This window comes from Streptomyces sp. NPDC014995 (assembly GCF_043080745.1).
Lineage (GTDB): Bacteria > Actinomycetota > Actinomycetes > Streptomycetales > Streptomycetaceae > Streptomyces.
In genome coordinates, this window is record NZ_JBIBVX010000001.1 from 792724 (window position 1) to 812775 (window position 20052).

The 20052-nt window shown below is 69.6% G+C and carries 13 protein-coding genes; 6 read left to right on the forward strand and 7 right to left on the reverse strand.

The annotated features are described in order from the left end of the window. Positions 1-51 precede the first annotated feature (51 nt). On the reverse strand, positions 52-456 hold the full coding sequence (locus tag ACF1A1_RS03585) for a hypothetical protein (RefSeq protein ID WP_391645010.1): 405 nt from the start codon (positions 454-456) through the stop codon (positions 52-54). A gap of 20 nt (positions 457-476) precedes the next feature. After that, positions 477-7343 (reverse strand): polymorphic toxin-type HINT domain-containing protein, encoded by a 6867-nt coding sequence (locus ACF1A1_RS03590; RefSeq protein ID WP_391645012.1) that lies wholly within the window; start codon positions 7341-7343, stop codon positions 477-479. A gap of 390 nt (positions 7344-7733) precedes the next feature. Between ACF1A1_RS03590 and ACF1A1_RS03595 the strand changes: the two genes are divergently transcribed. The 3 genes from ACF1A1_RS03595 (at position 7734) to ACF1A1_RS03605 (ending at position 12287) form a co-directional block, all read left to right on the forward strand. Continuing rightward, positions 7734-10907 (forward strand): FG-GAP repeat domain-containing protein, encoded by a 3174-nt coding sequence (locus tag ACF1A1_RS03595; RefSeq protein ID WP_391645014.1) that lies wholly within the window; start codon positions 7734-7736, stop codon positions 10905-10907. A 135-nt stretch (positions 10908-11042) separates the two neighbouring features. Then, a complete protein-coding gene (locus ACF1A1_RS03600) occupies positions 11043-11279 on the forward strand; it encodes a hypothetical protein (protein WP_391645016.1) in 237 nt (78 codons plus the stop codon). A gap of 243 nt (positions 11280-11522) precedes the next feature. Then, complete coding sequence (locus ACF1A1_RS03605; protein WP_391645018.1) at positions 11523-12287, forward strand: intradiol ring-cleavage dioxygenase; 765 nt, start codon at positions 11523-11525, stop codon at positions 12285-12287. A 133-nt stretch (positions 12288-12420) separates the two neighbouring features. Here the strand turns inward: ACF1A1_RS03605 and ACF1A1_RS03610 are convergent, their stop codons facing one another. Then, positions 12421-12900 carry an ATP-binding protein gene (locus ACF1A1_RS03610; RefSeq protein WP_391645019.1) on the reverse strand — a complete coding sequence of 160 codons (480 nt, stop codon included), beginning with the start codon at positions 12898-12900 and terminating at the stop codon, positions 12421-12423. 127 nt (positions 12901-13027) lie between these two features. Between ACF1A1_RS03610 and ACF1A1_RS03615 the strand changes: the two genes are divergently transcribed. Both ACF1A1_RS03615 and ACF1A1_RS03620 read left to right on the forward strand, forming a co-directional pair. Next, on the forward strand, positions 13028-13876 hold the full coding sequence (locus tag ACF1A1_RS03615; protein WP_391645021.1) for a Scr1 family TA system antitoxin-like transcriptional regulator: 849 nt from the start codon (positions 13028-13030) through the stop codon (positions 13874-13876). Beyond that, complete coding sequence (locus ACF1A1_RS03620) at positions 13873-14115, forward strand: DUF397 domain-containing protein (protein WP_391645023.1); 243 nt, start codon at positions 13873-13875, stop codon at positions 14113-14115. Before ACF1A1_RS03615 ends, ACF1A1_RS03620 begins: the two co-directional genes overlap by 4 nt. Positions 14116-14160: 45 nt before the next feature. Here ACF1A1_RS03620 and ACF1A1_RS03625 read toward each other — a convergent pair whose 3' ends face one another. Beyond that, a complete protein-coding gene (locus ACF1A1_RS03625; protein WP_391645025.1) occupies positions 14161-14811 on the reverse strand; it encodes a DUF4360 domain-containing protein in 651 nt (216 codons plus the stop codon). Positions 14812-14991: 180 nt separating this feature from the next. Further along, positions 14992-16608 (reverse strand): ADP-ribosyltransferase domain-containing protein, encoded by a 1617-nt coding sequence (locus ACF1A1_RS03630; protein WP_391645027.1) that lies wholly within the window; start codon positions 16606-16608, stop codon positions 14992-14994. Positions 16609-16720: 112 nt separating this feature from the next. Here ACF1A1_RS03630 and ACF1A1_RS03635 point away from each other — a divergent pair, with 112 nt between their 5' ends. Beyond that, positions 16721-17398: a macro domain-containing protein gene (locus ACF1A1_RS03635; protein ID WP_391645028.1), complete on the forward strand. Its 678-nt coding sequence runs from the start codon at positions 16721-16723 to the stop codon at positions 17396-17398. 74 nt (positions 17399-17472) lie between these two features. Here the strand turns inward: ACF1A1_RS03635 and ACF1A1_RS03640 are convergent, their stop codons facing one another. Together ACF1A1_RS03640 and ACF1A1_RS03645 are read right to left on the reverse strand one after the other, a co-directional pair. Next, the gene (locus tag ACF1A1_RS03640) at positions 17473-18990 is read right to left on the reverse strand and encodes an alpha-N-arabinofuranosidase (RefSeq protein WP_391645030.1); all 1518 of its coding nucleotides are present in this window, start codon (positions 18988-18990) and stop codon (positions 17473-17475) included. A gap of 91 nt (positions 18991-19081) precedes the next feature. Further along, complete coding sequence (locus ACF1A1_RS03645) at positions 19082-20050, reverse strand: arabinan endo-1,5-alpha-L-arabinosidase (RefSeq protein ID WP_391645032.1); 969 nt, start codon at positions 20048-20050, stop codon at positions 19082-19084. Positions 20051-20052 lie beyond the last annotated feature (2 nt).

The following is a 20052-nucleotide window of genomic DNA, read 5'->3' on the forward strand; positions in this document are numbered from 1 at the left end:
TCCTGTCACCAGGGCGGACACGGCACCCCACGCGCTTTCCCTTCTCATGCGCTATTCGATCCGGCCCATGACGGCACCGGGGTAGCGGTCGACCTCACCGACCCTGGAGAACAGGGACGGTGCGTCGACGGGGCAGTCGGCCACGGCCCAGGAAGGGATCCCGGACACGATGAGCCCCTGTCCGTTCGCGGACTCCAGCAGGAACATGAAGTCCAGGTGCTCGGTGATGCCGTACCTCTCGGCCAGTGCTTCCACCTCGTCGGCGGAGGAGACCTTCCGGATGGTGAGTCCCCTCATCGTCGACCGGAGGAACATGATCTCGACATGGCCGGCGGACACCTCGATACGTGGCCCGGCCTCCAGGCTGAGATACGTGTCGCTGCGCAGAAGCAGGGTCCGATGTGTGACCGAGTACTCCCAGACCGAGAAGAGCCGGTCCGGCTGGCTGAATTCCATGTCCTGTCCTTCCGCCGATGTCACGCGAACGGGTTCACCACCCCCTCGATCCGTCGGCCTCCCGAGTACCACCTGATCGAGCTCCATGAGCGGTTGCCCATTCTGACCGCCCGTTCCACCACGCTCATCTCCCACGCGGTGCCGTTGGTCGGGCCGGGGAGTTCCTGGCCCGGGCCGATTCCGAACTTCCGTCCCCGGAGCACCGCCGTGTGGAACGCGTTGGCGATGTGGCGGGGGTCGTCGTTCGCCCCCGGCATCCCGTCGAGCGTGATGGAGAGGGTCACGTTCTCGTCCCTCACGCTGTTCATCACTCCGTGCATCCACGCCGGGACTCCGGCGGAGTCCCGGCCGCCGTAGGCCGGCCCGTTGAAGGTGTGAGCCGCCGAGTCGCCTTCGGCGCGGAGTTTCTCCGCGAGGGGATCGGAGTGCCTGTCGACTCCCAGCACGACGCTGTCACAGTTGTGGGCGAGGACCGGGGCGGCGCCCACCAGCACGTAGTACGTGTGGACGTCGGTGACGGTCAGGTTGTGGACCGTCGCCTTCTTCGCCGTCCACGCCTCGACCGCGCCGATCTGGATCCAGCTGCCCGAGGACGTCTGGAGCCACTGGCCCGGCTTCAGCTCACCGGCGTCGACCCACTCCCGCAGGGACGGCACCCAGAAGGGGTGGCCGGCGGTCGCCGTGACCGTCGTGGTGGTCTCGGCCCGGCTGTCGGAAGAGCCATCGTGGACCGTGAGCGTGATCCGCACCAGGTCCTTGCTGCCCTTGCCGATGATCGTCGCCGTAGCCGTCTGGACGGAGGTCTTCCCCGTCCTCGCGTCGGTGGCGATGACCTTGTCACCGACCTTGACCTTCTCGATCGGCTTCGTGGAGCCGTCGGCCATCAGGACCCTGGTGCCGGGTACGAAGCTGTTGGCCTCGCAGGCCTGGTTCTTGACCTCGTCCTTGGCCGACTCCTTGGCCTCGTTCCGTACTTCCTTCGCGACCTTCTTCGCCGCCCGCTTCACCTGCGACGGCTTCGGGCGGGGCTTCGGCTGGGAACGGGGCTTGGCCCGCGGCTTCGGACGGGCCGCCGCCTTGCGGGCCGCAGCCCGGCGTGCTGCCGCCTTGCGGGCCGCCGCTCGGGCCGCACGGGCCCTCGCCTGGGCTGCCGCCCTCCTGGCCGCCGCACGCTTGGCCGCCGCACGGGCCGCTGCCCGCTTGGCCGCCGCTCGTTTGGCCGCCGCGGCCTTGCGGGCCGCCTCACGGCGGGCCTTGGCCGCCGCGCGCTTCGCGGCCTCGATCGCCCGCTTGCGGGCCAGGGCCGCCGCCCGTCGGGCCGCCGCCTGGGCCGCCTTGCGGGCCGCGATGATCGCCGCACGGCGGGCTGCCGCGCGGATCGCCGCCTGGATGGCGATACGGGCCGCGATGCCGATCAGGATCGGGAAGAACGCCCCGGACGGGTCGGAGAAGGTGGCCGGCGCGTTGTTGCTGTAGGCGTACGGGTTCATCGTGGCCGGGTTGCCGTAGTCGACCATGGGGTCGACCGTGATGAACCGGCCCGTCACCGGGTCGTAGTCACGGACGCCCAGTCGGGTCAGACCCGTGTCCTGGTCGACCGTTCCCCCGACGAAGCCGCTCTGTCCGGGCCAGGTCGTGGGCTGCTGCCCCCGAGCCTCGCCGAACGGCATCGCCTTGCGGCGTGTGACGCCCATCGCCGGGTCCACCATGTTGACGACCGTGTGGGAGGTGCCGTGGTGGTCGGCCAGCACCAGCTGACGGACGCCGCCGGTCGCGCGGACCGTCGTCGAGCCGTCGGGGTGCTGGTAGAACCTTTCCGCCTTCGCGGTGGTGTTGGCCGCGTTGACGGTCAGCTCGGCGTCGGCGAGGTAGAGCGTGCGGCTGCCGTCCGCTCCGGTGCGGATCAGGCGTCCGCCGTCCGCGCCGTAGAGGTACGACGTCGTCTTGGTGCCGCCGCCCTCCACCGGCTGGGTCACCTTGCGCAGCTGGCCCTCGACGTCGTATTCGAGCGTCTGGTTGGTGCCGCCGTGCTGGCGTCCCGTGGTGTTGCCGGCCTTGTCGTAGGAGAAGGTGTTGAGGCGTTCGCCCTGCGGGCCGACCGACTTGATCTCGGCCAGCGCGTTGGGGCCGCCCACTCCCTCCTTTCCGTACAGGTAGGTGCGGGTGACGTCCTTGGTGGTGTCGCCCGTCGGGTCGTGCTCGACGAGCTTCTTGCGGTTGCCCGCCTCGTCGTACTCGAACGACTGCCAGTAGGCGTCCGGACCGCCGACGGTGTCCTTGGACGGAGCCGCCGTGCAGGCGTCCGTCTTCGCCGTCCAGGCCGAAGTCATCTGCCTGAGCTGGTCGTAGACGAAGCACTGCGTGTCGGTCCTGCCCGCGTCGGGCGCCGCGCTGCCGGGCACGTCGGTGATCTTGGTGACGTTGCCGGCCTCGTCGTACCCGTACCGCGTCTCGCTGATGCGGCCCGGGCTGACCGAGCGGTCGAAGGTGGCCGTCTGGAGGCGGCGCGTGAACTCGTCGTAGACGTACGAGCCGTACACCTTCTTGTCGGCCGGACCCGCGTCCGTGCGCAGGATCTCACCGAACGCCGAGTACTCGACGTCCGCGAGGTACGTGGACGCACCGCTGACGGCGATCGGCAGGTCGTCCGAGTTGTAGCGGAAGACGACCCGTTCGGTCACCAGTCCGCCCACGCCCGGCACCTGCACCCAGGCGAGGTGACCGGTCGGGGTGTACGAGTACTCGTACTCGTACGTGCCCGCCAGGCCCGTCTCCTCGGCGGGGATCACCGTCTTCGTGGACTTCACCCGGTAGGCGTCGTCGTACGCGGTGACCTCCTCCCGGTACTCAAGGCCGTTCTCGTAGCGGATCTCGGCGGTGGGCAACCCCTTGCCGAGGGTGTCGTACGTCCACTCCACGCGCTTGGGCCCGGTCTCGCTGCCCTCACGCAGGGAGGTCGGCCGGCCGGCCGCGTCGTACGTGGTGTACAGGGCCCGCTCAAAGGCGTCGACAGTCGCGATGACGTTGTCCGAGTTGTCGTACCGGATCTCGGTACGACCGCCGTCGGGCTCCGTGATGGCCGTCTGGCGGCCCCGCTTGTCGTACTCGAAGACCGTGGTGGCGCCGCCGGGAGCGGTCACCTTCCACAGGTTGTCGAGGTCGTCGTACTCGTAGACGGTGTCCCGCCACTTCGTACGTTCCGCGTTGCTGTACTCGCGCAGCCGCGACGTGCGTCCCTCGGCGTCCTCGAAGACGGCCGTGACGGTGTCGCCCTTGGGCGGGATCGTCGTGGAGACGTCCCCGTCGTGGACGGTCGTCGTGCGGAGCTTCTCCGTGCCGCGGTAGTACGTGACCTCGGCGGTGGGCTGGCCCATGCCGTCGAAGGTGATGCGGTTCTGGGACGGGACGTCCTGGTCACCGACCTGGAGGAGCTTCGGCTCGGGCTCGGCGGCGTTGTAGTAGCCGTCGTTCGACTTCCACTGGCGGCCGGCGCTGTCGTGGAAGGTGTCGTTGACGATCCGGCCCGCGCCGACCGCCTCGTCCTGTGTCTGCCGCTCGCGCAGCAGGCCGTCGAGGATCTCGTACGACACGGCGTACTGGCCGTTGTCCTTCAGCGTGCGGCTGGTGACGATCGTCGGGCCGTCGCGGCGGACGGTGTAGTCGTACGTGGCCGTCGGGGTCTGGGACGGGTCGCGGTCGATCTCCCAGACCTTCAGGAGACGGCCCAGCGGGTCGTACTCCATGGTCGCCGACTTGCCGTTGGCGTCGGTCTCCTTCAGCGGCATGCCGCGGACGGGGTCGAAGTCCGTGGTCTCCGTGTGGCCGAGCGGGTCGTGCGAGACCTGCTTGGTCGGCCGCGCGACGGTGGCCGGCACGTACTCCATCCACGTCTTGCGGTTGTCCGCGTCATAGGTCGCGGTCTCGCGGCCGTGGATGTCGTACTCGGTGCGGTCGATCGTGATGTAGCCGTCGCCCTTGGCGTTCATCTCCTGGACCTCGGTGGGCAGACCCTTCGTGGGGGCCGCGCCGAAGGCCAGGTTGTCGTAGAGCGTGCGGGTGTCCTCGACGACCTCGCCGCCGGTGGTGCCGCAGGCGCCGAGCGTCGTCTTCTCGCGGGACTCGGACTCGATCAGGTACGCCGTGGTGTTGCGGGCGTAACTGACCGTGGAGCAGCGGAGCTTGCCGCCGGGCGTCTTCTCCTCGACCTGGTACGGCAGGCCGTAGCTGTCGTACTTGGTGGTCTCGGTGGAGGTGCGCCAGGTGTCGCCCTTGACGCGCTCGCGGGTGCGGGCGGTCTCCGGGCGGGTCATCCACGCCTCGAGCGGGGTGGTTCCGGCACGCGTGCGCGTGGCCGTCTTCACCGCCCACGGGGTGGTGACGACCGCCGAGTCGATGGCTCCGCCGTCGGACTCGTAGGCGATCTGCTCCAGGAGCTGACCCTGGTACTGGGGCAGGTCCTGGTGGTCCGTGCCGTCACTGGTGGTGACGGTCGAGGACCGGGTGCCGGAGGGCAGCTTGTCGCCGTGCAGGCCGCGGAAGTAGCGGTGCTCGGTGAGCTGCTTGACGTCGGCGCCGGCGCCCTGGCGGGTGCGGACGCGCTCGTAGCCGCGGAACTGCGACCAGGTGCGGTGCTTGTTCTCGGTGAACTCGCTGTCGTCGTAGGCCCATGCGGCGCCGCCGAGGAACTCGTACGAGGTGACCTTGGCCGGGCTGTCGGTGACCAGGTCCTCCTCGCGGACCTCGGTGACGACGTACTTGTGGAACCAGTCCTTCACCGGTGCGAGGGCGCCCTTGGGCGTCCAGTACTGCGGGAAGCAGCGCATGGTGTTGGTCTCGGGGGACGCCGGCATCCGCTTCGGCTCCAGGGCCTGGCAGTCCTTCGGCGAGTAGGTGATGCCGATGCGGCCGCCGGTCTCGGTGTCGATGGCGTGGACGCGCAGACGGGAGAAGGGCGGCAGGCCCTCCACCTTGTCGACCCGGTTGTCCATCTGGAGGCCGGAGAAGGTGACCTTCGGCATGTCCGCGGTGCCGCCCGCGCCGTGGCCGGTGCGGGTGATGGAATCCAGCCACAGGGCCGGCGAGGTGCCGTCACCGGTGGGCGGGTAGGACTGCGCCAGCGTCCAGGAGTCGACCGGCTTCAGGGCGCTGCCGGCCAGCACGCTGGTGCTGATCTTCGTCAGACGCTTGGTCGACCAGAACGTCGGGGAGTACTTGTCGGTGCACTTGGCACCGGACAGGCACTCCTGGTCCAGCGGGGTGTCCGGCCAGTTCTTGGCGTTGGCCGCGGTCCGCTTGGACTCGGCGCAGTCGAACGTCGAGCTGGGGATGCAGCGTTCGGCCAGGGTGAAGGAGACCCGGCCGGCCGGCAGGGTGCCGAACAGCTTGTCCGAGCGCAGGCCGTAGTCGATGTGGTCGAGCTCGGCGGCGCGCGTGTAGGCGATCTGCTGGTCGGCCTTCATGTTCTGGCCGTAGTAGTTGGTCCGCTTGGTCCACCACAGGGTCATGGCGTCACCCAGCGGGTCGACCACGTAGTCCAGGTTCCAGCGGTAGGCCTGGGCGCAGTCGGAGTCCATGAACGCGGTGGCGTGGCACGGCTCGGTCGGGTGGTTGCCGAACACCGGTACCGTCAGCGCCGAGTTGGTGACCGTGCCGTCCGGGGCCTCGGGCAGCTTGTTCAGACCGAAGTGGTACTTGGTGCCGTCCGTGGTGGTCAGGACCCAGTACTCGCCGTCCTTGGTGCCGTTGGCGGCACCGGACTTGTGCTCCAGGCGGGAGCCGTCGTCGTCGGCGGGACGCCACTCGTCCGTGCCGTCCTTCTTGACGAGTTCGGTGGTGTTGCCGCCCAGCGACATCACGACGTGGTCGGAGCCCCAGCACAGGTCACCGCTGTCGGCGGTGTTGTTGGCCTTGAGCTCCTCGCCCTTGTCGTTCTTGATCGGGGCCTTGTCGTCCGAGCAGGAGCGGTACTTCCGCTCGATGAAGCCCGGCTCGTAGTCCCAGCCCTCGGCGATCCAGGAGGACTGCGCGTTGGTGGACGCCGTGCGGCCGTCCACGGCCTGCGAGGAGTAGGACAGTTCGACCTCGGGCTGCGGACCGCCGGGCACCTCGGGCGCCTCGACCGGGTAGGTCCACGAGAAGCCGCCGGAGGACGAGCCGGCCATCCAGGAGCCGGAGGGCGACAGCGAGGTCGCCTCGTGGCTGCCGCCCGGGCCGGAGGCGGCGGCGGCCGCGGCGAACACGGTGGGCGCGGCCGCCAGGTCCGCGGTGCCGGTGACCGTCTTCGCGGCCGGGTCGTTGGCGCCCGGCAGGGTGGTACGGGTACGGCAGCGCTCCAGCTCGGGCGTGGTCAGCGCACAGGCCGGAAGCTTGTAGAGCCGGAGCCGGGAGCCCCAGTCACCGCCGTAGGTGTCCTTGATCGACGCGTAGTCCAACTCCAGTTCGACGGAGCCGGAGGCGGCGGGCGCCAGGCCGTTGTCGGCGGGCGCCGCGGTGAACAGGACGCCCTGCACGCCGGCCTTGCGGGCGGCGGCCGCGTCCTTCACCTGGACCTGGACGGCGGAGCCGGCGGCCGCGGCGGTCCGCTTCGGGGTGAGACCCCGGGTGCGCAGGCTCTTCTTGGCGGCGGCGGCCGCGGTGGTGGTCTGACGGGCCTTCACCATGCCGGTCTGCACGGCGGTCTGTCCCTGGATGCCCGGGGAAGCCGGGGTGGCGCCGGTGGTCAACGGCGCCCGCTTGGGCAGCTTGTCGCGGCTGTCGGTCACCAGCATCGTGAACGTGCCCGTAGCGATCTTTCCGGCCGCGGGCTTGAAAGTGCCCTCGGCGTCGTCGCGGGTCTTCGGGCGCTTCTTGTCGAAGTCCCGTCCCGGAACGGACGGGTCGTGTTTCACGTCTGAGATCCGGGTGCTTCCATCGGCGGCGCTCGCGTCGTCGGGTATCAGCCCGACGAACATAACGAGCCCGATGAAGAGGGAAACGGATCTGTGCCAGTGGCCGAAAAAGCGTAGCTGTCTGATTAATTGGTCCACTGAAGGACCTCCCCCTTACTCACTCTCTGCGATCACTCTGTGTGATCGAGTGTTGAACGGTCAGACAGTAAGCGTTGTCGATCAGCCTGACAAGCAAAGCCAAGGCAATGCGACAATCCCCACTTTGACTATGCGTTAGTAAAGAAATCCCTCTCTTGGCATGTACTGTTCGGCCTCGCGGCCCGTGTGAAGGGGCTCGCAGCGAGCCCTGTGAGGGGCTCGGCACGGCAACGACTCCGGGGGGATTCGCCCATGCCAGATACATCCCGAAGACAGCGCCCGACCAGGCGCTCGGCGCGGGCCGTGCTCGTCGCGGTGCTCGCCGGCGGGACGCTCGGGCTGACACCGCTTTCACCGCTCACGGCCGTCGCGGCCGACACCGACTCGACCACGGTGGCCGCGAACGCCGAGGAGCGGGCACTCCGGGAGGCCGCCAAGAGCGGCAAGCCGGTGGAGGTGGCGTCCGCCCGCACCGAGACCAGTGAGACGCACGCCCTGCCCAACGGCAATCTGCGCACCACGCAGCACACCATGCCCGTCCGCGTGAAGCGCGAGGGCACCTGGACCCCGGTGGACACCACGCTCACCGAGGTGGCCGGCCGGGTCTCACCCAAGGCGGCGCCCGGCAACATCACGTTCTCCGCCGGTGGTGACACCCGTCTGGTCACCCTCGCCGACCAGGGCGGCGAACTGGCCCTGACCTGGCCCAAGGCCCTGCCCGAGCCGGTCCTCGAAGGCCCCACCGCGACCTACCGGGAGGTCTTCCCCGGGGTGGACCTGGCCGTGAAGGCCAGTGTGGACGGTTTCAGCCAGGCACTCATCGTGAAGACGCCCGAGGCGGCCGACCGCCCGGAGCTGGCCGAGGTCGGGTTCGGACTGCGCACCAAGGGTCTGGAGGTGCAGAAGGACACCGAGAACGGCACGCTCCGCGCCGTGAACGCGGCGGGCCAGACGGTGTTCGCGTCCTCCACGGCCCGGATGTGGGACTCGTCGGGGACGTCGGAGGAGGAGACCGGGGCGGCACCGCGGACCGTCACCAAGACGTCGACCGCCTCCGCGAAGACGCCGACGGCCGCCGTCAGCACGGTTCGGGCCGCGAGCAGGACCACGGCCGCCGCCGACACCGAGCCCTCCCCGCTCACTCCCGGCACCAGGAGCAGCGAGGTGGGTGTCGAAGTCACCGATGACAAGATCCTGCTGACGCCGGATCAGAAGCTCCTCGACTCGCCGGACACCGAGTTCCCGGTCTACATCGACCCGCGGATGACCGGTACCCGCGAGGCCTGGACGATCGCCTACAAGCCGCATCCGACGAGCAGTTACTGGAACGGCACCGGCTGGGACGGCGGTACGACCAGCGAGGCGCGCGTCGGCTACGAGAACTCCACGGGCGGCACGGCCCGCTCCTTCTTCCGCGTGGGCTCGAAGTTCCTCGCGGGCGTGAAGGTGATCGACGCGCAGTTCCAGATCACCGAGACGCACTCGTGGTCCTGCACGCCCAAGCCGGTGGAGCTGTGGCTGACCGGTTCCATCAGCTCGTCGACCACGTGGAACAAGCAGCCGTCCTGGTCGACCCGCCAGGACAGCCGCAACTACGCCCACGGCAACGAGGACTTCGGCTGCGCGAACGCGGCCGTCGACTTCACGGCCAAGGACGCGGCGGTCAAGGCGGCGGCGAGCAAGTGGTCGAACATCACCTTCGGTCTGCGGGCCCCGCAGAGCGCCGAGGACGACAAGGACGAGTACAGCTGGAAGAAGTTCAAGCCGGACGCGAAGCTGATCGTCGAGTTCAACCGCCCGCCGAAGGCGCCCTGGTCGCTGGACACCATCCCCAGCACGAAGGTCGGCACCACCGAGTGCGGGAACGGTTCGTCGTACGTGACGCTCGGCAACACGGACGTGACGCTGACCGCGCAGGTGTGGGACCCGGACGGCGGTGACGTCAACGTCCAGTTCCATCTGTGGGCGACCGGTAAGCACGACGTCTCGCCCGGGGTCTTCTTCGACACACGCGTGAAGGTCACCGTCAAGGCGAGCGACTCCAAGGGCACGCGGGCCAAGGTCACCGTGGGCAAGGAACTGCTGGCGAAGCACATCGGCGCCAGCAACGGGCAGTTCTCCTGGAAGGCGCAGGCCGAGGACATCGCCAACGGCCTCGCCTCCGACTGGACGCCGACGCAGGGCGCGCCGGGCTGCCGCTTCGGCTTCGACCCGAAGGCGCCGACCGTGATGCCGACCGTCGCCTCCAAGGACGGCCTGTACCCCGAGACGACGGCCGACATGGAGCCGGTCGAGGGTGCGCTGGCCCGCACCAAGAGCGTGTTCCAGTTCGGCGCCAACGGCGAGACGGGCGCGACCGAGTACCTGTACGGCCTGGACCGCACCCCGCCGAGCAGCTCGGCCAAGCCCACGACCAAGGGCGGCTCGGCCACGGCGGAGATCACCCCGCTCACTCCGGGACCGCACACGCTGTACGTGCGCATCGTGGACTCGGGCGGCAACCCCGGCCCGGTGTACCCGTACCGCTTCTACGTCAAGAGCCCGGGGGTGACCGACAAGCCCGGTGACGTGAACGGCGACGGCATGCCGGACTTCTTCGCGATCGACGGCTCCAACAACCTGCGTCTGTACGGCGGTACCGGCGCCGGCAAGGTCGCGACGATGATCCCGCTGTCCTCCGGTGGCGGCTGGAGCGGCTCACTGCTGACCCACCGCGGCGACTGGACCGAGGACTTCTACGAGGACCTGGTGGCCCGCCGCCCGGACGGCAAGCTGTGGCTGTACCCGAACAACGGCCAGGGCGAGTTCACCGAGGACACCAAGCAGGAGGTGTACTTCTTCCCGGACGCGGAGACGGAGGTGGCGATCGACCCGGCGACGATCAAGCAGATCGTCTCGATCGGTGACGTCACCCCGGACAGCGAGTCGTCCAACCCGGACTTCGTGGCGGTCATCGGCGACCAGCTGTGGTTCCTGCCGGGCTACGCGTACGGCACGATCGACTCGGGTTACCTCATCGGCAACGGCGGCTGGGGCAAGATGCAGCTCGCCTCGCCCGGTGACGTGGACGGCGACGGCTTCACCGACCTGATCGCCCGCAACACCGAGAACGGCGAGCTGTACCTGTACCACGGCCGCAGCCGCGGTGACGCGGACGGCGACGGCGTCCCCGACGGCGGCACCGACCCGGCCTCGCTGGGCATTCCGGCCAACCGCACGGTCTACGCGACCGGTTGGACCACGACGGCCCGTCCGCTGTTCACCGCCTCCGGTGACACCGACGGCGACGGCGTCTCCGACCTGTGGACCACGACGCCGAACACCTCGGCGGGCCTGGAGTTCGTCCCCGGCCGCAAGACCGGTGTGGTGGGCACGCCGGTGGTCGTCGGCGGGCCCGGCTGGCAGACGATCAAACTGATCTCCTGAGCCGCTTCCCGACGGGACCGGTTCCACCGGCCGGCGCCGGGGTCAGGGCGCCAACCCGACCCCGGCGCCACTCGGCGCACCCGACTGAAGGGCGAGACGGCTATGAGATCGTTCTCCGTACAAGGCCGTGAGTTCATGGCCCTGATCATCCTGAGCGACCACAACGACTACGAGTCGATGGAAGTCGTCGAGATGACCGACGGAAAGCGGGGTGACCTCCTGCTGGAATTCCGCATGGACGACGACTCGGCACGGCTGAGCCACCTCCGCCCGGAGATCGACATCCCTCTGCTCAGGGCTTCCCTGGACGTTTTCCGGGAGGAGTTCCTGGACCCGAGGAAGGCGAGCGGGGTGCCGTGTCCGCCCTGGTGACGGGAGCCCGCCTTTCGGCCGGTCGACCCGGACGAAAGAATCGTTGAATTCCGCACCGGAGATGACCACGGAACAAGCACGACGAGGGCGCTCGGCCGAGTCACCGGCCGAGCGCCTTCGGCGTACCCGGCGGCGTACCCGGCCCGCACGTGAGCCCAACCCGTCCTGCACTGGACTTGACGGGACGTCACTTTGCCCAACTGACAGCCCGTCAACAGGAACCGCTCCTACGGTGCCGTGTTCATGACAGAAAACTCAGAGGCGCGCATCGGGCGCCGTACCGTTCTGGTCGCCACCGGCGCCACCGCCGCCACCCTGGCCGTGGGTGCCGCCGCCGCGACCGGCTCCCCCGCCACCACCGCCCCGGCCGCCGCCCCCGTGGCCGCCGCGGCGGTCTGCACCCTCACGAAGGAGATGACCGAAGGCCCCTACTACCTGGACGGGCAGTACGTCCGCTCCGACATCAGCGAGGGCAAGGCGGGCTTCCCGCTGAAGCTGACCCTCACCGTCGTCGACGACGACACCTGCGCTCCCCTCCCCAACGCCCTGGTCGAGCTCTGGCACGCCGACGCCCTCGGCGAGTACTCCGGCTTCGTCGGCAACAACGGCCACGACGAGCCGGACAACGGCACCTTCCTGCGAGGCGGGGTCCTGACGAACTCCGGCGGCGTCGCGGCGATCACGACGATCTACCCCGGCTGGTACCGGGGCCGCTGCGTCCACATCCACGTCAAGGTCCACACGAACGTCACCCTGACCTCGGACGGCTCCTTCACCGGCGGCCAGGAGATCCACACCGGCCAGCTCTTCTTCAGCGAGACGATCACGACCGCCGTCGCGCGCGTCTCCCCCTACTCGACCAACACGGTCACCCGCACCACCCTGGCCCAGGACTCGATCTACGACGACGGAGGCGCGGCCTCGGGGCTGTTGACCCTGACGGCTCTGGGCAGCTCGCCGTCGGCGGGGTACGCGGGATCGTTGACCCTGGGAGTGGAGCAGGGCTGATCCCCGGTGCGTGACGGCGCGTCACCGCGGCCGGTCGACCCAGCCGCGGTGGCGCCCGGCCGACTCGCCGGAGGACGGCCCGGACGCCCACTCGGGGGCGACGGGGAGGGCGGCGTCGCGCGGAGGTCAGCGGTCAGGCACCCACCCGTCTCGCGATCCCGAGCCATCCGGGTACGTCCACCTCGGCCCGTACGGTCTTGCCCGGCGGCGGTTCCCGGTCGACCACCTCCCAGCGGGCGGCCAGCGCGTCGACCAGGAACAGACCACGGCCGGTCTCGTCCAGCGGGCTCGCGTTCCGTACGGCACCCGGTCCCGGCGGACGCGGGCCCGTACGGGTGTCACCCACCTCGACCCGGACGCTCCCCGGCACGAGGGAGAGCCGCAGCTCGAAGTCCCGGCCGGCGACCCGGCCGTGGGTCACCGCGTTCGCCGCCAGCTCGGCGACGATCACCGCGACGGCGTCGGAGACGTCCGTGCCGTGCGGGATGCCCCAGGCGTGGAGCTGGTTCAGGGCGAGGTGCCGGGCGAGGCGGGCGCCGCGGGGAGTCGAACTCAGCCGCTGGGTGAACACACGTACGGTAACCAGCGGTTGGGGGGAGGGTCGTGCTGTCATGCGGCCAATGTGACGGGTCGGAGGGCCACTTCTCCAGGTGGGAGCCGCGTACGCTCGCGCAGCGTACGCGGTCACGCACTGGACAGTACTGGTGACCGCCCGTGACCATGTGCGCGGGAGGTGACCGATGGTGGTCGACGGACACGTGGGTACGGGCAGCGGCAGCGGTGAACCGGAGTCGTCGGACAGTCTGCGGACGTTCGGCGCGGTGGTGCAGGCGCTGCGCGAGTTCCAGGGGCTGAGCAGGGAGGAGTTCGGGGACCTGGTGGGCTTCTCCAAACACACGGTGGCGTCGGTGGAGCTGGGTCGGCGCATGCCGGACGTGGACTTCGTCGAGGCGGCGGAGAGGGCGTTGGGGAACACGGGGGCGTTACGGCGGGGGGCGGAGTACCTGGAGCGGCAGCCGGGGCTGGCGGCTTGGTTCCGACGGTGGGCGAACCTGGAGAAGGCGGCGATCACCCTGTACACCTACGAGTGCAGGATGATTCCGGGGCTGTTGCAGACGGAGGCGTACGCGCGGCAGTTGTTCATCGACGAACTGCCGCCGCTGAACGACGAGCAGATCGAGGCCAACTGGGCTGCGCGCGCGGAACGACAGAAGCTGCTGCGGGAACGGCCGAACACCGCCTTCAGCTTCATCATCGAGGAGCATGTGTTGTTGCGCCGAACCGGCGGAACGCAGGTCACCCGTGCGGCCATCGATCACCTCTTGGACGTCGGCGAGTTGCGGAACGTCGAGATCCAGATCATGCCGCTGGTAAGAAGGGCACACGCTGGACTGCACGGACCCATGCAGTTGTTGGAGACACCGAAGCACAAGTGGTTCGCCTACATGGAGGCCCCGGAAAGCGGCCAGCTCATCTCCGACGCGAAAGCAATCAGCGTGCTCCAGATGCGGTATGCCAGGATGCGTTCACAGGCTCTCACCCCTGAAGACTCCGCGAGCCTGTTGCGGCAGATGCGAGGAGATCTATGAGCGCGTCCGAACTGGCCTGGCTCAAGAGCAGTTACAGCAGTAGCGGCGACGGAGACTGCGTTGAAGTCGCCCTGGTCTGGCACAAATCCAGCTACAGCAGCAGCGGCTCCGGTGACTGCGTCGAGGTCGCCACCCGCCCCGGCCGAATCCACGTCCGGGACTCCAAGGACCAGGACGGCCCCCAGCTCGCCCTCTCCCCCACCGCCTGGGCGCAGTTCGTCGCCCACGCGGCCGAGTGATCGTAGGGAAAGGGGGGCCGTCCGCCGGGCGGGCGGCCCCTTCTCTCACTTGCCCGGGCACTCCTTCCAGGCCATGTGGTACACGGTGCTGATGTCGCCGTCCGTCGAGTCCATCGTCATGAAGCTGACCTTGCCCGGCGACGCCGTGCCGGCGTTCACGCGCAGCTCCGTGTTGATGTTGAAGTTGCGCTGGACACCGCAGGGCGCGTAGACGAGCTGGGCCCAGTCCGTGGTGTCGGTGGCCTGCCAGTTGTCGTTGTAGGCGCCGGTGAAGTTGTGGTTCTTGAACACCGTGCTGGACGAGCCCTGGAAGTAGTACGAGGCGCGCTGAACCGCGCTCGCGCCCGGCTGGAGCGAGGCGAATCCCCGGTAGTCCGCGCTGGCGATGGCGTACGTGAAGCCCTGCGGGACGTGGACGATCAGGCTGAGCTGGCAGTTCTTGCGGAACGCCGTGGGGTCGGAGTTGCCGCCGGCCTGGGCGAGGTAGTCGCTGTAGGTCACCGTGAACGCGGTGTTGTCCTCGGAGACGGCGACGGCCGCGGTGCCCTGGGGGCAGCCGGAGCCGTTGACCGTGGCGACCTTGATGACGATCTTGTCCGGGGGCGGGTCGACGAACCCGGGGGACGGGTTGTGCGCGGGCAGTGCGGCCGTGACGAGAGCGGCGGCGGCACCACCCAGGAGCAGCCCAGCTGTCATGGGTCTCTCCCCTTCGGTGGAATCGGTGGGGGGTGGAGGCGCCCTGGGCTCCGCACACCAACTCTGTGAAGAATGAATGAAGTTGCTGTGAAGGACCGGGGCGATCGCATCGTAGGGAGCTGCGTGGGACGCGCCCAGGCCGAAGTCCGGCCATTCACCCCGGCCCGTTCACATCCCCGCTCAGGACACGAGGGGCTGCTCCGCCGACTCGGCCAGCTTCACCGTGCACAGGCCGCCGCGCTCGGCCTTCACATCGACCACCTCGAGCTGCGTGCCCGGCAGGAGGATGTACTCCTCCTCGCCCGTGAACGCGGAGAAGTCGCGGATGCCCACGGCCCGGGCGGGGGTCACCTCGAAGAGGGTCCGCTTGCCACGGCTGCCGAGGAACGCCCGGGCCACGCCCAGCTCGGACGTGCACGAGGACACACCCCACCAGGTCACGGTCCGTCCGACGGGGTACTGCGCGCGCAGGTCCAGCGACACACCGCGCCACAGCGGCTCCGTGCGGACGGGCAGCTTCGACACCGCCGCGAACAGCAGCCGCAGATACGGGAGGTACGGGACGACCCTCGACCGGTCCGGGGCACGCAGAATGGAGTTGATCTCCCGGTAGAACGCGGACTCGCAGGTGTAGAGGTAGAGGGCGGCGATCGCGTCGGCGGACAGCTCGCCGGCCGCCTCGTCCGCCCGCCGCTTGCCGAAGTCGTGGGAGCGCTGGACGTGCCGGTCGAGACCGGACAGCAGCTCGGCGACCGGGGAGACGGCTTCCCGGAAGTCCATGAGCGGGGTGTCGAACACGCCGGTGATCGCCGGGAGGACGAGCCCCTCGTCCTTGACGCTGGAGAGCCGCTCCAGGTACAGCTGGTGCAGCTCCATGGTGGACGCGATGAACGCGCCCATGCGCTCGGCGACACCGCCGTCCGTCCCGCCGGCCTCCGCCGCGAGCTTGTCCCACCCCTTGCTCGGCAGCCAGTCGATCCCGTCGGCGCCCAGCGACGCCAGGGCGTCGTTCACCATCGCGAAATGGTCGCCGTCGCAGAAGATGTCGCCCTGCGCCGCGGGATTGGGGTGGTCGATGTGCCGGACCTCGACGTCGGGATACTTCTTCTGGAGCCGGAGAACGACCTGTTTCAGACTGCGCGCGTGAGCCCCCCACCAGGCGAAGACGACGCCCCGGTCCTCCTCGTCGGCGTGCTGCTTCGCCTTGAGGATCTCCTCGACGATCCGCTCGGCGACCGGACGCCAGAACCCGGCGTGCCGGTCGCTTCCCCTCGCCTCGTCACTGCTCGCGGTGAGTGCCGCGTTCAGCAGCAGGACACCCTGCGTGAGCATCGCCTGGAACCACTCCGGCGGCTGCACGGTGTCCTGCTTCTTCAACAGCGCGCGGATGTCGGCTATCGGCGTCTTCTTGGGGATGCCGTACTTCCACATCGCCGCCGCCTTGATGATGCAGCGGATGCTGACGACCCGGCCGAACTGGCTGTCCTTCCAGTCGTGGAAGGTGTTGTCGAACATGGCGATGCCGGTGGCGCTCTCCGGCCGCGGATACGGGTTCTGCCCGAAGACGACGACCTTCCACTTGTGCGGAGGGTTCGGCTTGAGCGCCTGGAAGGTCAGTTCGCGCACGGGGACGACGTCCTGGCCGCGGCCCGGGCCGATGAACGCGGCCGCGTCCGGCTGTGCCTCGATGACCGGCTTCAGCAGCGGAAGCCACGGTTCGCCACCGCCCTTGAACAGCTCGGCGAGAGCCAGCGGGTCGTTCGGGTCGGGCGGGGCGGGGGTGTTGGCGTCGATCATGGCCGGGACGCTAGCAGCGGGGTACGACAACCCGGTCTCCCAACTGCGTTGTCAGTGGCCCCCGGTAGCGTCGTGATCAGTGGCAGGACCCCTTGTCGACGGGAGTGGGAAGATGACCGTGAACCGCGTACAGCCGCCGCTGCGAGTGGTGTTGACCGACATCAACACCAAGGTGGTGGAGGCGTGGCGGGCGGCGTTCGCCGACACCCCCGGGATCGAGATCCGCAAGGGCTCGATCCTCGACGAGGACGTCGACGCCTGGGTCAGCCCGACCAACTCGCGGGGCCGGATGGACGGCGGGGTGGACGCCGTCGTCAAGCGGCACCTCGGGGCGGGGATCCAGCTGCGCGTGCAGCGGGCGATCCGCGACCGGTTCGAGGGAAGGCTGCCGGTGGGAAGCGCGGTGTGCGTTCCGTCCGGGGCGGTCAGCCCCAGGTTCCTGATCTCGACGCCGACCATGGAGACCTCCTCACAGAACGTGAGCGAGACGCTGAACGTGGCCCTGGCGTGCGCCGCCGCGTTCCAGGCGATCCACCAGCAGAACAACAGGGCGCCGGGCAGCATCGCGTCGGTGGCGCTGGTCGGCATGGGCGCCCGGACCGGCCGGGTACCGGCACGGGTCTGCGCCAACCTGATGTGGACGGGCTACACGCTGTTCAACGACCACTGCTTCGAGGACTACGACGACCTGCGCGCCACGATCGTCGCGCAGCTCGACGACATAGAGAAGGCGCCCGCCGGGACCCGCGTACGCATCGCCCCGCCGAAGCGCGCCGGCTCCCGCCGCTGACGGCCGGCTCCTGCCGCTGACCGGCCGGCTCCCCGGTGCGCCGCCGGACGACGGCGCACCGGAGGCCGGGTGGCTCAGGCCAGCCGGATCACGTTCCAGGACAGCGGCTCCAGCGTCGCCGTCAGCGTCCCGTCCGTCACCGCCGTGCCCTCGGCCGCGTGCGGGGTGACCCGCTCCGGGTCGGCGAGGGTGTTGCGGGCGTCCGGGTCGGCGTCGGCGAGGACGCTGTGCTCGACGAGCCGTGTCACCCCAAGGCCGTTCAGCGCCACCTCCAGCGGCAGCGGCTCGGTGCGGCCGCGGTTGACGGCGAACACGGTGACCGTGCCGTCCTCGGCGCGCACGGCGGTGGCGTGCAGCAGGTCCGCCTCGCCGTACTTCCTCGTCTCGTACGTCGGTGAGTCGACCCGGACGTCGAGGACCTCGCCCCGGCCGTGGCGGGACGCCTGGGCGAACGGGAAGAACGTCGTCTGCCGCCAGGCGGGACCGCCCGGCTCGGTCATGATCGGCGCGATGACGTTGACCAACTGGGCGAGGCAGGCGACCGTGACGCGGTCGGCGTGCCGGAGCAGGGCGATGAGGAGGGAGCCGAAGACGACCGCGTCGAGGACGCTGTAGTTGTCCTCCAGCAGACGCGGGGCCTCCGGCCAGTCGGCCGGGTCGCTGGTGCGGGCGTGCTCCTCCCACTTCGACAGGTACCAGACGTTCCACTCGTCGAAGGACAGGTTGATCTTCTTCTTCGACTTCAGGCGCGCGCCCACGTGGTCGCAGGTGGCGACGACGTTCTCGATGAAGGACTCCATGTCCACGGCGGAGGCGAGGAAGGAGTCCACGTCGCCGTCGTGCGGCTCGTAGTAGGCGTGCAGGGAGATGTAGTCGACCAGGTCGTAGGTCTCCTGGAGGACGGTCGCCTCCCACTCGGCGAACGTCGGCATCGACTGGCCCGAGCTGCCGCAGGCGACCAGTTCGACGGCCGGGTCGATCTGGCGCATCGCGCGGGCCGTCTCGGCGGCCACACGGCCGTACTCCCCGGCCGTCTTGTGGCCGGTCTGCCAGGGGCCGTCCATCTCGTTGCCCAGGCACCACAGCCGGATGCCGAAGGGCTCCTTGTCGCCGTGGGCGATCCGCTGCTCGGAGAGCGCGGTGCCGGAGGGGTGGTTGGCGTACTCCTGGAGTTCCAGGGCCTCGGCCACGCCGCGGGTGCCGAGGTTGACGGCCATCATCGGTTCGGCCTGCGGGCCGATCTTCTTCAGGAAGGCGATGTACTCGGAGAGGCCGAAACGGTTGGTCTCCGTGGAGCGCCAGGCCAGGTCGAGGCGGCGGGGGCGGTCCTCGACAGGGCCGACCGAGTCCTCCCACTTGTAGCCGGAGACGAAGTTGCCGCCGGGGTAGCGGATGGCGGTGACGCCGAGTTCCCGGACGAGGTCGAGGACGTCCGTGCGCAGGCCCTCGGCGTCCGCGGTGGGGTGGTCCGGTTCGTGGATGCCGGTGTACACACAGCGGCCGAGGTGTTCGACGAAGGAGCCGAAGAGGCGGGGGTTGACTGTGCCGACGGTGAAGGCGGGGTCGAGGGTGAAGCGGGCCTTCTTGGACATGGGGTCCCTTCGGGGTGGTTCTGATGCGTTGCCGGGTGCGGGTGATCCGGGGGCGGGTGATCCGTGGCCGGGCGCGCGGTTCCCCGCGCCGCTAACCGACGGCCGGCCAGCCGTTCTTCTTCCAGTGCAGGGCGTTCAGGCCCAGCTTGGGCGTGCCCTCGTCCTGCGCGTCGTAGTAGTGGTACGCCAGCCAGTCCTCGCCCCGGTCGCGGAAGACCGACTGGCCACCCGTCCCCACATACCTCCCGTGGCCCTCCAGCAGCAGGTCTCCGCCGCCCTCCAGCAGGGGCTTGCCCGTGCTGTCGACGTACGGGCCGGTCACCGAGGCCGACCTGCCCACCCTGATCCGGTACGTCGAGTTCACGCCCGCGCAGCAGGTGTCGTACGACGCGAAGAGGTAGTAGTGGCGGCCGTGCTTGACGATGTACGGGCCCTCGACCGCGTACGGGGCGTCCGGGCGGGTGGCCAGGTGGTGGACCGTGGCGCCTTCCACCGCCTTGCCGGTCCTCGGGTTCAGCTCGACCATGCGGATGCCCGTCCAGTAGGAGCCGAACGACATCCACAGCCTGCCGTCGGCCCGGACGATCGCGGGGTCGATGGCGTTCCAGGAGTCCGTGCGCTCGGACGTGAAGACCTTGCCGTGGTCGGTCCAGGTGCCGGGCAGGCCGGTCCGGGAGGTGGCGACGCCGATCGCGGAGTGGTTGGAGCCCCAGGAGGAGACGGCGTAGTAGAGCCAGTAGCGGCCCGCGCGGTAGGAGATGTCGGGCGCCCAGGGATCGCCGGTGGCGTTGTACTCGTACCACCAGCCCGGGGGCTCGGCGAAGGCGTTGCCGGCGTCGTCCCAGTGGACGCGGTCGGTGGAGAGGCGGGCGCCGATCACACCGCCCGTCGAGTAGGCGACATAGCCGCCCGACTTCAGGCGGATGACCGTCGGGTCGTGGATGATCTGCCGGCCGGTGAGGGGCTGCGGGTCGGGGTACGTCACGTCCGCCGCGGCCGTGGTCGGCAGCAGGGCGAGGAGGGCCGCGGCGACGGTCGCCGCGAGTCCGAGACGCTTCACGT